This window comes from Nocardioides houyundeii (assembly GCF_002865585.1).
Classification (GTDB): Bacteria; Actinomycetota; Actinomycetes; order Propionibacteriales; family Nocardioidaceae; genus Nocardioides; species Nocardioides houyundeii.
The window spans coordinates 2690320-2705005 of the sequence record NZ_CP025581.1 but is presented as its reverse complement, the minus strand read 5'-3'; the positions used below and the strand labels follow the sequence as shown (position 1 = coordinate 2705005).

The window sequence follows — 14686 nt, the reverse complement described above, 5'->3', positions numbered from 1 at the left end:
GCACATGACCACCTGGTTCGAGGAGTCCCGCCTCGACGACCCCTCGGTGCTCACCGCCGCGGACCCGCTGCTACGAGGCCTTGCGGAGTCCGGCGCCCGGGTGCGCCGCGAGGTCGCGGACGTGGAGGTGCCGTTGACCCAGGCCGCGCACCGGGCCGCCGACACCAACCGCCCCCGTGCGGTGGTGGCGGCCGGACCCGACTCGCGGCTGCTGCGGGCGGTGCTCGAGCCGTGGTGCCCGGTGCCGTTCGTCGCCTGGGCGGGGCCCGGGCTCCCCGGCTGGGTGGGCAGCCTGGACCTGGTGGTGATGCTGGCCCCGGACGGCTCGGGGGAGGGAGCCTCGTTCGCGGTCGCCGAGGCCGTGCGCCGAGGCGCCCAGGTGGTGGTGGCCTGCCCGCCGCGGTCCTCGGTCGCCGAGCACGCCGCCGGACGGTGGAGCACCGTGCTGCCGGTGCACACCACCGACCAGCTGGCCGCTGCCGTGGTGGTGCTGGACTACCTGGACCGGGTGCACCTGGGGCCGCGGGTGGACACCGAGGAGGTCGCGGACGCCCTCGACGGCGTCGCGGCGGCGTGCTCCCCGCACCGGGACCTGGCGGTCAACCCCGCGAAGATGCTCTCCATCGCCCTGGCCGACACCACACCGGTCCTCTGGGGCGGGTCGGTGCTCGCCGCCCGGGCGGCCCGCCGGGTGGCGGAGTCCATCCGTCGTGCCTCCGGGACCTCCGCGATCGCGGGGGACGCCGAGCACCTGCTGCCGGTGCTCGAGGCGGCCCGGCCGCGCAACGTCTTCGACGACCCGGTGGCCGACGGCACCGCGGAGCGACGTCCGTTGCTGCTCGTGCTCGACGACGGCACCGAGGAGCCCTACGTCCGCGAGCAGCGGTCCCGGCTGCAGGCAGTGGCTGCCTCGCGCGGGGTTCGCGTGGAGACCGTCACCTGCGACGACGCGGCGACCTCCACCGAGCTGGCGCGCTACGCGTCCCTGGTGCTGCACGGACGCTACGCCGCGGCGTACCTGCGGATCGGGCTCGTCACCGACTGAGTGGCCCGCGCGGGTACCCTTCTGCGCGTGACGAGCCTCCGTGTGCCCCGCCAGCCCGCTGGTGCGACCCGACCTGCTGCGGTGCTGCGATGAGCGGCGGTCTCTTCGCGCTCCTGGACGACGTCGCGGTCCTGGCCCGGATGGCCGCCGCGTCGGTGGACGACGTGGCTGCCGCCGCCGGCCGGGCCAGCGCCAAGGCCGCGGGTGTGGTGGTTGACGACACCGCCGTCACCCCCCAGTACGTGCACGGGCTGGCGGCGAAGCGCGAGCTCCCCATCATCAAGCAGATCGCGATCGGCTCGGTGCGCAACAAGCTGGTGCTGATCCTGCCGGCCATCCTGCTGCTGAGCCAGTTCGCGCCCTGGCTGCTGACCCCGATCCTGATGCTCGGCGGGACGTACCTGTGCTACGAGGGCGCCGAGAAGGTGTGGGCCAAGCTGGCCGGCCACGACAAGCACGAAGAGAAGGTGCTGGCCACCGAGATCGGTCCCGAGCAGGAGAAGACGATGGTCGCGGGTGCGGTGCGCACCGACCTCATCCTGTCGGGCGAGATCATGGTGATCGCCCTCAACGAGGTCGCCGACGAGCCGTTCCTGGCCCGTGCCGCGATCCTGGTCGTCGTCGCCCTGGTCATCACGCTCCTGGTGTACGGCGTCGTGGCGCTGATCGTGAAGATGGATGACGTGGGGCTCCACCTCGCCGGGCGTAGCACCGGACTGGTGGGCAAGTTCGGCCTCGGGCTGGTCAAGGCCATGCCCAAGCTGCTCGGCACCATCTCCGTGGTGGGCACCGTGGCGATGCTCTGGGTCGGGGGGCACATCCTCCTGGTGGGCGCCGACGACCTCGGCTGGCACTCGCCGTACGAGTTCGTGCACCACCTGGAGGAGGCCGCTCACGACGCGGTGACCTTCGCCGGGGGAGCGGTCGGCTGGCTGGTGAACACCGCCTTCTCCGCCCTGATCGGCATCGTCTGGGGTGCTCTGGTGGTGCTCGTGATGCACCTGCTGCCCTTCGGGCACGGCTCGGACGAGGACGGCCACGACACCGGCGCCGCGCCGGGTCCTTCCCCCGACCCGGCGCCCTGACCAGGGGCGTATCCGCGCCGCGATCGTGGATTCGGCCTTTTTCCGCGCCCGGTCCTACGCTCGTCGGCACGCACGAACCCACGTGCGCACGCACTACGGAGGGGTAGTTCATGGACTTCAAGGTCGCCGATCTGAGCCTGGCCGAGTATGGCCGCACGGAGATCGAGCTCGCTGAGCACGAGATGCCCGGCCTCATGGCCATGCGGGAGCGCTACGGCGACTCCAAGCCGCTGGCGGGAGCCCGGATCGCCGGGTCGCTGCACATGACGATCCAGACCGCGGTGCTGATCGAGACCCTGGTGGCGCTCGGGGCCGAGGTGCGCTGGGCGTCGTGCAACATCTTCTCGACCCAGGACCACGCCGCCGCGGCGATCGCCGTGGGTCCGACGGGGACGCCCGAGGCCCCGGCCGGCGTGCCGGTCTTCGCCTGGAAGGGCGAGTCGCTGGAGGAGTACTGGTGGTGCACCCAGCAGATCCTCGACTGGCCGGGCGACTCGTTCGCCAACATGATCCTCGACGACGGCGGTGACGCCACGCTCCTGGTGCACCTCGGCCTGGAGATGGAGAAGTCCGGTGTCGCGCCCGACCCCGCCACGGCCGCGTCCGGTGAGCAGAAGATCATCTTCGAGGCGCTCACCGAGTCGCTGAAGAACTCCTCCGACCGCTGGACCAAGATCGCCGCCGAGATCAAGGGCGTCACCGAGGAGACCACCACCGGTGTGCTCCGCCTCTACGACATGATGCGGGACGGCTCGCTGCTGTTCCCGGCGATCAACGTCAACGACTCGGTCACCAAGTCCAAGTTCGACAACAAGTACGGCTGCCGGCACTCCCTCATCGACGGCATCAACCGGGCCACCGACGTGCTCATCGGCGGCAAGGTCGCGGTGGTCTGTGGCTACGGCGACGTCGGCAAGGGCTGTGCGGAGTCGCTGCGCGGCCAGGGTGCCCGCGTCATCGTCACCGAGATCGACCCCATCTGCGCCCTGCAGGCGGCGATGGACGGCTACCAGGTCGACACCCTGGACAACGTCCTGGGCGTGGCCGACATCATCATCACCGCGACGGGCAACAAGGACGTCGTCACGGTGGACCAGATGAGCCGGATGAAGCACAACGCGATCCTGGGCAACATCGGCCACTTCGACAACGAGATCGACATGGCCGGCCTCGAGGCCGACGGCGTGGCGGTCCGCAAGAACGTCAAGCCGCAGGTGGACGTCTGGACCTTCCCGGCCGGCAACGCGATCATCGTGCTCTCCGAGGGTCGCCTGATGAACCTGGGCAACGCCACGGGGCACCCGTCGTTCGTGATGTCGAACTCATTCACCAACCAGGTGCTGGCGCAGATCGAGATCTTCACCAAGCCCGAGGACTACCCGGTCGGCGTCTACGTGCTGCCCAAGCATCTCGACGAGGAGGTCGCCCGGTTGCACCTGGACAGCCTCGGTGTACGCCTGACCGAGCTCAGCCAGAGTCAGGCCGACTACCTCGGGATCCCCGTCGAGGGGCCCTACAAGTCCGACCAGTACCGCTACTGAGCACCCCGCCGTCCGGACGGACGGCACGCAAGGGCGTCCCCGGAGGGGGCGCCCTTGCTTCGTCCCCGCGACCCGTTGGCTGGCACAATGGCGGTTATGAGTCAACCTGCGGTCGATCCGCCGACCCGGGGACGGGTCCTGGTCGTCGACGATGACGCATCGCTGGCCGAGATGCTCACCATCGTGCTCCGCCAGGAGGGCTTCGACAGCCAGATGGTGACCCGGGGCGACGCCGCGCTGGCCGCCTTCCACGACTACCGCCCCGACCTGGTGCTGCTCGACCTGATGCTGCCGGGCAAGGACGGCATCGACGTGTGCAAGGAGATCCGCGCCGAGTCCGGGGTCCCCATCGTGATGCTCACCGCCAAGAGCGACACCATCGACGTGGTGGTCGGGCTGGAGTCCGGTGCCGACGACTACGTGGTCAAGCCCTTCAAGCCCAAGGAGCTGGTGGCGCGCATCCGGGCCCGGATGCGGCGCTACGACGTGCCCACCTCCGAGACGCTGACCGTGGGCGACCTGGTCATCGACGTGGCGGGCCACGACGTCACCCGGGACGGCCGGCCGATCAACCTCACCCCCCTGGAGTTCGACCTGCTGGTCTGCCTGGCGCGCAAGCCGTGGCAGGTCTACACCCGCGAGGTGCTCCTGGAGGAGGTCTGGGGCTATCGCCACGCCGCCGACACCCGACTGGTCAACGTGCACGTGCAGCGACTGCGCTCCAAGGTCGAGCACGACCCCGAGAACCCTGAGATCGTGCTGACGGTGCGTGGAGTGGGCTACAAAGCCGGCAAGTCCTAGCAGCCCACGATGTCCTCCTCGCGCGCCCCGCGCCCCCTCGCCCGTGTCTCCACCGCGCTGCGGCGCGCCCTGACGATCTGGCGACGCTCGATCCAGGCGCGGGTGGTGGCCGGGACCGTGCTGCTCTCCACCGTCGTGGTCAGCGGCGTCGGCTGGTTCCTGCTGCAGCAGACCCGGGACGGCCTGCTGGAGCAGCGGGTCCAGCGGGTGGTGGCCGAGGCGGACGACGAGACGGCCGAGGCGCGCAGCCGCCTCTCCTTCGCGGCCGGCACCGACGTCAACGCGTCCGGCCAGCAGCAGGACCTGATCGACCCCATCATCGCGCGCGGCTCCACCCGCGGGTTCGCGGTCATCCTCTCCCCGCCCGTCACCACCGGCGGCACCTTGGCCGGCGGCGGCGCGAAGTTCACCCAGAACCTGGACAAGGCCAGCGTCCCGGCGGCCCTGGAGGAGCGGTTCTCCAAGCCTCGCGGCACTGCCTGGACCTACACCAAGATCCGCACCACCGGGCCGGTGGCCGGGGTGGAGGAGGGGCCGGGCATCGTGGTCGCCTCCCAGGTGACCCTCCCGGCCAACGGCGAGACCTACACCCTGTACTACCTCTATCCGCTCACCGAGCAGGCCGAGACCCTGGCGCTGGTGACCCGTGCCCTGCTGGCGGCCGCGGTGCTGCTGGTGGTCCTGGTGGCCGGGGTGGCCTGGCTGGTGACCCGTCAGGTGGTGGCCCCGATCCGGCTGGCCCGCGAGGTCGCCGAGCGGCTGGCTGCCGGGCAGCTGCAGGAGCGGCTGCGGGTGACCGGTGAGGACGACCTCGCCCGGCTGGCGACGTCGTTCAACCAGATGGCGTCCAACCTGCAGCGCCAGATCCGTCAGCTCGAGGAGCTGAGCCGCCTGCAGCGTCGGTTCGTCAGCGACGTCTCCCACGAGCTGCGCACCCCGCTGACCACGGTGCGGATGGCGGGCGACGTGCTGCACGACGCCCGCGAGGACTTCGACCCTGCGACCGCGCGGGCGGCGGAGCTGCTGCAGACCGAGCTCGACCGCTTCGAGACCCTGCTCGCCGACCTGCTGGAGATCAGCCGCTTCGACGCCGGGGCTGCGGTTCTCGAGGCCGACGACGTCAACCTGGTCGACGTGGTGCGCCGCGTTGCCGACAACACCAAGGCCCTGGCCGAGCAACGGCACACTCGGGTGGTGGTGATCGACCCCGGGAAGCCCTGCCTCGCCGAGGCCGACGTACGCCGGGTCGAGCGCATCGTGCGCAACCTGGTCACCAACGCCATCGACCACGCCGAGACCCGCGACATCGTGATCCGGGTGGCCGCCGACGACGAGACGGCCGCGATCTCGGTGCGCGACTACGGCGTGGGCCTGGCCGCGGGGGAGTCGGCCATGGTCTTCAACAGGTTCTGGCGCGCCGACCCCGCCCGGGCGCGCACCAGCGGCGGCACCGGTCTCGGCCTGTCCATCTCGATGGAGGACACCCACCTGCACGGCGGCTGGCTACAGGCCTGGGGTCGCCCCGGCGAGGGCGCCCAGTTCCGGCTCACGCTCCCGCGCCGGCTCAACCAGTCGCTGCGCCACAGCCCGCTGCCCCTGGTCCCCGTGGACTCCGAGGTGAGCGCGTGATCCGCACCCGCGTCCCCAGTGCGGCCCGGGGCTTCCCGCGACTGCTGCTCCTGCTGCGACGAGGCCTGCCGGTCCTGCTGGCCCCGCTCCTGCTGACGGCCAGCCTGAGCGCCTGCGTCGGCATGCCCGACACCGGACCCGTGGTCGACATCGATCCGCGGGCCCAGGACGGCTCTCGGGCCGGGACCTTCTACGACCCCCGCCCGCCCGCGGTCGGGTCGTCGTCCCGGGAGATCGTCAATGGCTTCCTCGAGGCGATGAAGGCCACCCCGATCAGGACCAGCGTGGCCAAGCAGTTCCTCAGCTCCAGGGCGCGGGCCAGGTGGCGACCCGAGCGGGCCACGGTCACCTACACCGATCTCGAGGCCCCCGTGGGGGAGCGGTCGGTGAGCCTGGGCGTGCTCGGGGCCCAGCGCTACGACTCGCGCGGGGCGTGGGAGCGCAAGCTGGACGAGCAGGAGTCGCGGCTGAGCTTCCCGATGGTCCGCGAGGGTGACGAGTGGCGCATCGACGAGGCCCCCGACGCCCTGCTGGTCCCCGCGTCCTGGTTCGAGGAGCGGTTCGTCCGCGCCTCCCTGCAGTTCCTCGACCCGACCGGTTCGATGTTGGTCCCGGAGCCGGTGTTCGTGCCCGCGGGGGACCAGTTCGCGACCGCCCTGGTCAGCGGCCTGCTCCTCGGTCCGCCCGAGGAGCTGGGTCAGGTCACCCGCAGCGCGGTGCCCCCGGGGCTCCGGCTGGCGACCTCCTCGGTGCCGATCACTGCCGACGGGCTGGCCGAGGTCGCCCTGGCCGGGGCGGGCGAGGAGTTCGAGGCCGTCAGCGAGGAGATGGCCGCCCAGCTCGCCTGGACCCTGCGTCAGGAGCCGCGGGTGCGTGCGGTCCAGGTCACCCTGGACGGCAGGCGCCTGCCGCTGCCCGGAGGGGTCAGCGAGATCCCCCGGGAGGCCGGGGCGAGGTTCGACCCCGACGCCCTGGGTGCCAGCGAAGAGATCTTCGCGCTCCGCGACGGGTTGCTGGTGCGTGGTCGGATGGACGAGCTCGAGGCCACCGCCGGACCGCTCGGGGTCGAGGGAGCCGGACTGGTCAGCGCCGCGGTCAACCTGCGCGGCACCGTCGCAGCCGGGGTGTCGCGCAGCGGATCGGTCTCCGTCGCGCCGCTCTCGGACCCGGGCGGAGCGGTGACCGAGGTGGTGGCGGGGGCGACGGACCTGCTGCCCCCGCCTGGGACTTCGCCGACCGCCTGTGGGTGGTGGACCGCCCCGCCGCCGGCGCCCGGGTCTCGGTGGCCGTCGGCACCAAGGTGCGAACGGTGGTGGTTCCCGGTCTGACGGGCACCCGGGTGAAGGCCTTCCAGGTCTCCCGCGACGGCAGCAGGCTGGTCGCCGTGGTCCGCGGTGCTCGTCGGGACCGGCTGGTGGTGAGCCGGGTGCTGCACGGCAGCGCCGGACGGGTGCTGCGCGCGACCCCCGCTCGGGAGATCGAGCTGGACGTCGAGCCCGGGTTTCGGATCACCGACATCGCCTGGCGCTCGGCGACCTCGGTCTCGGTGCTCAGCGCACTGGCGGGCGACGTGTCCCAGGTCCGGACCGTCGCGGTCGACGGGGCCCCCGGCGAGCTCGCCGACGCGGGGGCCCTGCGGATCCCGGGGAGGGCCTCGGCGCTGGTCAGCTCACCCGAGGAGGGAGCCAGCCCCTACGTGGTGGGCAAGGCGGGGGTCACCGACCTCCTCGACCCAGGACGACGGCTGCCGGCCCTCGAGGCGGGCGTCACCTCGATCGGCTACGTGGGCTGAGCGCCCCGGCACGTCCACAGGGGCCAGGGTGGCCCTCGCCCGGTCGCGGTGCTCCACAGCTCCCGCCCTGGTCGCGACCGTCCAGCCGCCGGGTGGGCTGTGATGACGGCCATGGTCACACCCCGGGAGCACCTCGAGCTGGCCGCCGGCGCCCAGCTGGCCCCGAGCGGGGTGCGCGATGCCGTGCTCGACCTCGTGCTCGGCAGCAGCTGCCTGGGGTGTGCGCGCCCGGGGCGGATGGTGTGCCCCGACTGTGCGCTGAGGCTGCCCGTGGGAGGCAGGGTGAGCTGGCCGACGCCGACGCCGCCGGGGTTGGCCACGCCGTGGGCCGCGGGGGAGTACGCCGGACTGCTGCGCGCCCTGGTGGTCGGGCACAAGGAGGACGGACGGTTCTCCCTGGGCAGGCCGCTGGGGGAGGCGCTGGCCGCCGCGGTCCGCACGGCCTCGCGCTCCTGGCCCACCGCCGAGCAGGTGGTGCTGGTCCCGGTGCCGTCGCGGCCCGGCGTGGCCCGGGCGCGAGGGGACGACCCGACCGGGCGGATGGTGCGGATCGCCGCGCGGACGCTGCGGGCGGGCGGTCGACGTACCCGGGTGGCGGGGCTGCTCCGCTCCCACCGCGGCGTCCGTGACCAGTCGCTGCTCGACGCCCGGGAGCGGGCGGCCAACCTCGCCCTGTCCATGCACTGTCCCAGCGCCGGGGTACGCCGGCTGGCCGCGGGCCTGGGCCCGTGCCGGGTGGTCCTGTGCGACGACGTGCTCACCACCGGCGCGACCGCGCGCGAGGCCCAGCGGGCCCTGGAGGCGGTGGGGCTGGAGGTTGCCGCGATCGCCGTGGTGGCCGCGGTGCGGCGTCGCACCGCGGCCCCGATGCTCGTGGATGGGGGGGTTCGTGAACCGGCGCGACCCACCACGGGATAGCGTCGGTGCATGGAGTCCGTCCGGGTCCGTGGTTGCGTCGTCCGGGCGCGAGTCGCGTCCAGGTGGCTAGCCGATGCCAGTCGCAGGCGAAACGGTCCACGTAAGGCTCTCACCGGCCCTGCCGGAGAGCTGATCACGGTGCGGCTTAGAAGTAAGTCCTGCCCCGGTCCCGCCGTCAGATGCGGCGGTCCCCGGGAGAAGGCCGACAGTGGCAGAGAAGCTGCGAAGGCCTCAGCAGGCGATTGTGGGGTCGAAGACCAGGTCGGCCGGACGGGCTCCATCTCAACCACCCCGAGCACCGTGAGATGGTGCCGGGGTGCGACCTGCACGGGTAGCCAACGTTGAATCGGAGGTTCACATGGACGTAGTTGTCACCGGAAGGCACTTCGAGGTATCGGACAGGTTCCGAGCCCATGCGGAGGAGAAGCTCTCCCGGTTGGAGAAGCACGACCAGAGGATCATCCGCGTTCAGGTGGAGGTGTCGGCCGAGCGCAACCCGCGCCAGCAGGAGCGGGGTGTGAAGGTCGAGCTGACCGCGTTCTCCAAGGGCCCGGTCATCCGTGCGGAGGCTGCTGCGGACGACAAGATGGGTGCCCTGGACCTGGCGCTGGACAAGATGGCCACGCAGATGCGCAAGGCCTCGGACCGTCGGCGCGTCCACCGTGGTCGACGTACCCCGGTCTCGGTCGGCGAGGCCCTGGCGGACGTCGCGGAGCCCGTCGAGCCCACCCAGGACGGCGCCGAGGACGGCGACGCCGTGGCGGAGCGCAAGGTGGGACCGCTCACCGTCACCGGTGAGGGCCCGCTGGTGGTGCGCGAGAAGTCGCACAGCGGCTCGCCGATGACGCTGGACCAGGCCCTCTACGAGATGGAGCTGGTGGGGCACGACTTCTACCTCTTCGTCGACATGGAGAGTGAGAAGCCCTCGGTGGTCTACCGCCGCAAGGGCTACGACTACGGAGTCATCAGCCTCGACCTCGTCGACTGACGACTCCACGGGGCGGCTGGGCCGCCCGCCGCATCCTGGTGCGCCGACGTCCTGCGGGGCGTCGGCGCACTGCTGTGCCGACGTGACATGATGCGCCGTGTGACAGAGCCGACACTCGCGGATGAGCCCATCAGGGTCATCCTCGCCGACGACCAGGAGCTGTTCCGCCGCGGGCTCACCATGCTGCTGAGCCAGGAGCCGGACATCGAGGTCGTCGCCGAGGCGGGCGACGGCATCGCCGCCACCGACCTGGCCACCTCCATGGCGCCCGACGTGGTCCTGCTCGACGTGCGGATGCCGCGGCGCAGCGGGATCGAGGCCTGCCGCGCCATCAAGGAGGCCAACCCGTCGGCCAAGGTCATCATGCTGACCGTCTCTGACGAGGAGGCCGACCTCTACGAGGCGGTCAAGGGCGGAGCGGCCGGATACCTGCTCAAGGACTCCTCGATCGAGGAGGTCGCCCAGGGCATCCGGGTGGTCGCCGACGGGCAGTCCCTGATCTCCCCGTCGATGGCGGTGAAGCTGATCGACGAGTTCAAGCAGATGTCCAAGCCCGAGCGCAGCCAGGTGCCCGGACTCCGGCTGACCGAGCGTGAGCTGGAGGTGCTGCGCCTGGTGGCGACGGGGATGAACAACCGTGAGATCGCCAAGCAGCTCTTCATCTCCGAGAACACCGTGAAGAACCACGTGCGCAACATGCTGGAGAAGCTCCAGCTGCACTCCCGGATGGAGGCCGTGATGTACGCGGTCAGGGAAAAGCTGCTCGACCTGCCCTGATGAGGGTCCTGTCGCCGGCATCCGCGCGCCGGGTGGCCCTCGCCGCGCAGGGCTTCGCCGACCGGCCGCACGCGGTCGCGACCATGCGCTCCCTGCAGCGCACGGTGTCGCGCACCGGGGTGCTCCAGGTCGACTCGGTCAACGTGCTGCAACGGGCGCACTACCTGCCGCTGTACTCACGGCTGGGCCCCTACGACGTGGACCTGCTGCGGCGCGCCTCGGCCGCCAGACCCCGCCGGCTGGTGGAGTACTGGGCGCACGTGCAGGCCCTGATGCCGGTCGAGCTCTGGCCGCTGATGCGCCACCGCATGGACCACTACCGCGCCCAGCGCGGCAAGTGGGGCTTCACCGCGGACCCCACCCTCGAGCCCCGGATCCTGGCGGCGGTCGCCGAACGGGGACCGGTGACCGCCCGCCAGCTGGACGGCGAGTTCAGCGGCCCCCGCACCTCCCAGCACTGGGGGTGGAACTGGTCCGAGGCACGCAAGGTGCTGGACTACCTCTTCCTCGTCGGGGACGTGGCCATCGCCGGACGCTCACCCTCGTTCGAGGTCATCTACGACCTCCCAGAACGGGTGCTTCCGGCGCACGTGCTCCAGGCGCCGGTGCCCGACCCGGCCCAGGCGCAGCTGGAGCTGGTGCGGCGGGCGGCCCGCTCCCACGGGGTCGCCAGCCTCCGCTGCCTCGCCGACTACTACCGGATGCCGCTGGCCCAGGCCCGCGTCGCGGTCGGCACGCTGGTCGAGACCGGCGAGCTGGAGCCGGTGACGGTCTCGGGCTGGTCCCGGCCGGCGTACCTGCACCATGCCGCCCGGCTGCCCCGGCAGGTGCACGCGCGCGCTCTGCTCAGCCCGTTCGACCCCCTGGTCTGGGAGCGGAGCCGCACCGAGGCCCTGTTCGACTTCCACTACCGGCTCGAGATCTACACGCCTGCGCACAAGCGGGTGCACGGCTACTACGTCCTGCCCTTCCTGCTGGGGGACCGGCTGGTGGCACGGGTGGATCTCAAGGCCGACCGGTCCTCCTCGGTGCTGGTGGTCCAGGCCGCCCACGCCGAGCCCGGGGCTCCCGAGGAGACCGCGGCCGAGCTAGCCGTCGAGCTGCGCAGGCTGGCGGGATGGCTCGGGATGAGGGACGTGAGCATCGTCGCCCCCGGGGACCTGGCGGCGCAGCTGCGGGTCTGAGCGGGAAGGGTTGTGGTCTGCCGGTTACGATGGCGCTTGGTCCCGTGCAGCCATCCGCCGGTGCCGCTAATGACCAATCAGGGAGTCTGCGTTCGTGCCTGCCATCATCGACAAGCTCCTCCGCATCGGCGAGGGCAAGATCCTCCGCCAGCTGGAGACCATCTCACAAGCCGTCAACGCCATCGAGGACGACTTCGTCGCGATGAGCGACGAAGAGCTGCGCGACATGACCACGGAGTTCAAGGAGCGCTACGCGGCCGGGGAGTCCCTCGACGACCTGATGCCTGAGGCGTTCGCCACCGTCCGCGAGGCTTCGCGACGGGTGATCGGCCAGCGGCACTACGACGTCCAGATCATGGGCGGCGCAGCCCTGCACCTGGGCAACATCGCGGAGATGAAGACCGGTGAGGGCAAGACCCTGGTCGCCACCCTGCCGTCGTACCTCAACGCGCTGTCCGGCCAGGGCGTGCACGTGGTCACGGTCAACGACTACCTCGCCAAGTACCACGCGGAGTGGATGGGGCGCATCCACCACTTCCTGGGCCTGACCACGGGCGTCATCCTGCCCTCGATGCGTCCCGCGGAGCGGCGCGAGGCCTACGCCTGCGACATCACCTACGGCACCAACAACGAGCTCGGCTTCGACTACCTGCGCGACAACATGGCGGACTCGATCGAGGAGTGCGTCCAGCGCGGGCACAACTTCGCGATCGTGGACGAGGTGGACTCCATCCTCATCGACGAGGCGCGGACCCCGCTGATCATCAGCGGTCCCACCCAGGACGAGGTGCACTGGTACGCCGAGTTCGCGGTGATCGCCCGCAACATGACCCGGGACGTGGACTACGAGGTCGACGAGAAGAAGCGCACCATCTCGGTGCTCGAGCCGGGCATCACCAAGGTCGAGGACCACCTGGGCATCGACAACCTGTACGACTCGGTCAACACCCCGCTGATCTCCTTCATGAACAACTCCATCAAGGCCAAGGAGCTGTTCCGCAACGACAAGGAGTACGTCGTCATGGACGGCGAGGTGCTCATCGTCGACGAGCACACCGGCCGCATGCTCGCGGGCCGCCGCTACAACGACGGCCTGCACCAGGCCATCGAGGCCAAGGAGGGGGTGACCGTCCGCGAGGAGTACCAGACGCTGGCCACGGTCACCCTGCAGAACTACTTCCGCCTCTACGACAAGCTCTCGGGCATGACCGGCACGGCCATGACCGAGGCGGCGGAGTTCGACAAGACCTACAAGCTCGGCGTGGTGCCGATCCGCACCAACAAGCCGATGCTGCGGGTGGACCAGCCCGACCTGGTCTACCGCACCGAGGAGGCCAAGTACGACGCGGTCGTCACCGACATCGAGGAGCGCCACAAGAAGGGTCAGCCCATCCTGGTCGGCACCGTCTCGGTGGAGAAGTCCGAGCTGCTCTCGGGGCTGCTGCGCAAGCGCGGCGTCCCGCACTCGGTGCTCAACGCCAAGGTGCACGCGGACGAGGCCAAGATCGTCGCCCTCGCCGGTCACAAGGGCGCGGTCACGGTGGCCACGAACATGGCCGGGCGAGGCACCGACATCATGCTCGGCGGCTCGGTGGAGTTCCTGGCCGACCAGGAGCTGCGCAAGGAGGGCCTCGAGCCGGCCGGGGAGACCGCGGCCGAGTACGAGGCGCGGTGGCCCGACACGCTGGAGCGCATCAAGGCGCAGGTCGCCAGCGAGCACGAGGAGGTCAAGGCCGCCGGCGGCCTCTACGTGATCGGCACGGAGCGCCACGAGTCGCGGCGCATCGACAACCAGCTGCGTGGTCGCTCGGGTCGCCAGGGTGACCCGGGGGAGAGCCGGTTCTACCTGTCCCTGCAGGACGAGATGATGCGCCTGTTCAAGTCCGAGTGGGTGGACCGGGTGCTGCAGGTGCTCAAGGTGCCCGACGACGTCCCGATCGAGAACAAGCGGGTCTCCAGCTCCATCGCCAGCGCCCAGGCCAACCTGGAGTCGCAGAACTTCGAGTCTCGCAAGAACGTCCTCAAGTACGACGACGTGATGAGCCGTCAGCGCGAGGTCATCTACGGCGAGCGTCGTCGGGTGCTCGAGGGTGCTGACCTCGAGGAGCAGATCCGCACCTTCGTCGACGACGTGATCGCCGGCTACGTCACCGGTGCGACCGCCGACTACGCCGAGGGCTGGGACCTCGACGCCCTGGAGACCGCGCTCAAGCAGCTCTACCCGATGTCGTTCACGCTGGAGTCGCTGGAGGCTGAGGCGGGAGGTCGGGGCAACCTGACGCGCGAGTCCCTGGTCACCTCCTTGCAGAAGGACGCGCAGGCCGCCTACGACCGGCGCGAGGACGAGATCGGTGCCGAGGCGATGCGCGAGCTCGAGCGCCGGGTCGTCCTCTCGGTGCTGGACCGCAAGTGGCGCGAGCACCTCTACGAGATGGACTACCTGCGCGAGGGCATCTACCTGCGCGCCTACTCCCAGCGCGACCCCCTAGTGGAGTACCAGCGCGAGGGGTTCGACATGTTCGCCGCCATGATGGAGGGCATCAAGGAGGAGTCGGTCGGGTTCCTGTTCAACCTCACCGTCGAGGTCGAGGAGGAGGACGAGCAGCCGGCCGAGGTCGCTGCCGGGGACACCGTCGACGAGGTCGAGGACCCGGCCTCGGGGATCGACCTGGCCGCCGCGGCCGCCCACGCCCCCCAGGTGCGGGCCAAGGGTCTGGACAAGCCCAGCCGTCCGACGCAGCTGACCTACTCCGCCCCCGCGGAGGACGGTGACGTCGAGGTCAAGGCGGAGGAGAACAAGCCCGAGGACCCGTTCGCCGGGACCGGTCGCAACGCGGACTGCCCCTGCGGGTCGGGCAAGAAGTTCAAGAAGTGCCACGGTGCTCCCGGCGGGGCTTCGGGCTACACCACCCGGGTCAGCGGCTAG

At 71.0% G+C, this 14686-nt stretch carries 12 protein-coding genes; all 12 read left to right on the top strand.

The genetic code is table 11. The features are described 5' to 3' along the window. Nucleotides 1-4: 4 nt before the first annotated feature. Nucleotides 5-1045, top strand: coding sequence for an SIS domain-containing protein (locus C0R66_RS12955; RefSeq protein WP_101525047.1), 1041 nt, complete (start codon nucleotides 5-7; stop codon nucleotides 1043-1045). A gap of 89 nt (nucleotides 1046-1134) precedes the next feature. After that, nucleotides 1135-2130, top strand: a complete 996-nt coding sequence (locus C0R66_RS12950; protein ID WP_101525046.1) for a DUF808 domain-containing protein — start codon at nucleotides 1135-1137, stop codon at nucleotides 2128-2130. Between the two features lie 110 nt (nucleotides 2131-2240). After that, nucleotides 2241-3671, top strand: coding sequence for an adenosylhomocysteinase (ahcY, locus tag C0R66_RS12945; protein ID WP_101525045.1), 1431 nt, complete (start codon nucleotides 2241-2243; stop codon nucleotides 3669-3671). Nucleotides 3672-3767: 96 nt separating this feature from the next. Next, nucleotides 3768-4472 carry an MtrAB system response regulator MtrA gene (gene mtrA, locus C0R66_RS12940; protein WP_101525044.1) on the top strand — a complete coding sequence of 235 codons (705 nt, stop codon included), beginning with the start codon at nucleotides 3768-3770 and terminating at the stop codon, nucleotides 4470-4472. A 9-nt stretch (nucleotides 4473-4481) separates the two neighbouring features. Continuing rightward, nucleotides 4482-6101, top strand: a complete 1620-nt coding sequence (gene mtrB / locus C0R66_RS12935; protein WP_101525043.1) for an MtrAB system histidine kinase MtrB — start codon at nucleotides 4482-4484, stop codon at nucleotides 6099-6101. Continuing rightward, a complete protein-coding gene (locus tag C0R66_RS12930) occupies nucleotides 6098-7429 on the top strand; it encodes an LpqB family beta-propeller domain-containing protein (protein WP_101525042.1) in 1332 nt (443 codons plus the stop codon). The genes mtrB and C0R66_RS12930 overlap by 4 nt, the downstream gene beginning before the upstream one ends. After that, nucleotides 7411-7893, top strand: coding sequence for an LpqB family beta-propeller domain-containing protein (locus C0R66_RS18735; protein WP_338418194.1), 483 nt, complete (start codon nucleotides 7411-7413; stop codon nucleotides 7891-7893). The genes C0R66_RS12930 and C0R66_RS18735 overlap by 19 nt, the downstream gene beginning before the upstream one ends. A gap of 111 nt (nucleotides 7894-8004) precedes the next feature. Continuing rightward, nucleotides 8005-8811, top strand: coding sequence for a ComF family protein (locus tag C0R66_RS12920; RefSeq protein ID WP_101525041.1), 807 nt, complete (start codon nucleotides 8005-8007; stop codon nucleotides 8809-8811). A 358-nt stretch (nucleotides 8812-9169) separates the two neighbouring features. Beyond that, nucleotides 9170-9799 carry a ribosome hibernation-promoting factor, HPF/YfiA family gene (hpf, locus tag C0R66_RS12915; protein ID WP_101525040.1) on the top strand — a complete coding sequence of 210 codons (630 nt, stop codon included), beginning with the start codon at nucleotides 9170-9172 and terminating at the stop codon, nucleotides 9797-9799. Nucleotides 9800-9898: 99 nt separating this feature from the next. After that, nucleotides 9899-10576: a response regulator gene (locus tag C0R66_RS12910; protein ID WP_241901437.1), complete on the top strand. Its 678-nt coding sequence runs from the start codon at nucleotides 9899-9901 to the stop codon at nucleotides 10574-10576. Then, nucleotides 10576-11760 carry a winged helix-turn-helix domain-containing protein gene (locus tag C0R66_RS12905; protein ID WP_101525038.1) on the top strand — a complete coding sequence of 395 codons (1185 nt, stop codon included), beginning with the start codon at nucleotides 10576-10578 and terminating at the stop codon, nucleotides 11758-11760. Before C0R66_RS12910 ends, C0R66_RS12905 begins: the two co-directional genes overlap by 1 nt. A gap of 94 nt (nucleotides 11761-11854) precedes the next feature. Then, nucleotides 11855-14686, top strand: a complete 2832-nt coding sequence (secA, locus tag C0R66_RS12900; RefSeq protein ID WP_101525037.1) for a preprotein translocase subunit SecA — start codon at nucleotides 11855-11857, stop codon at nucleotides 14684-14686.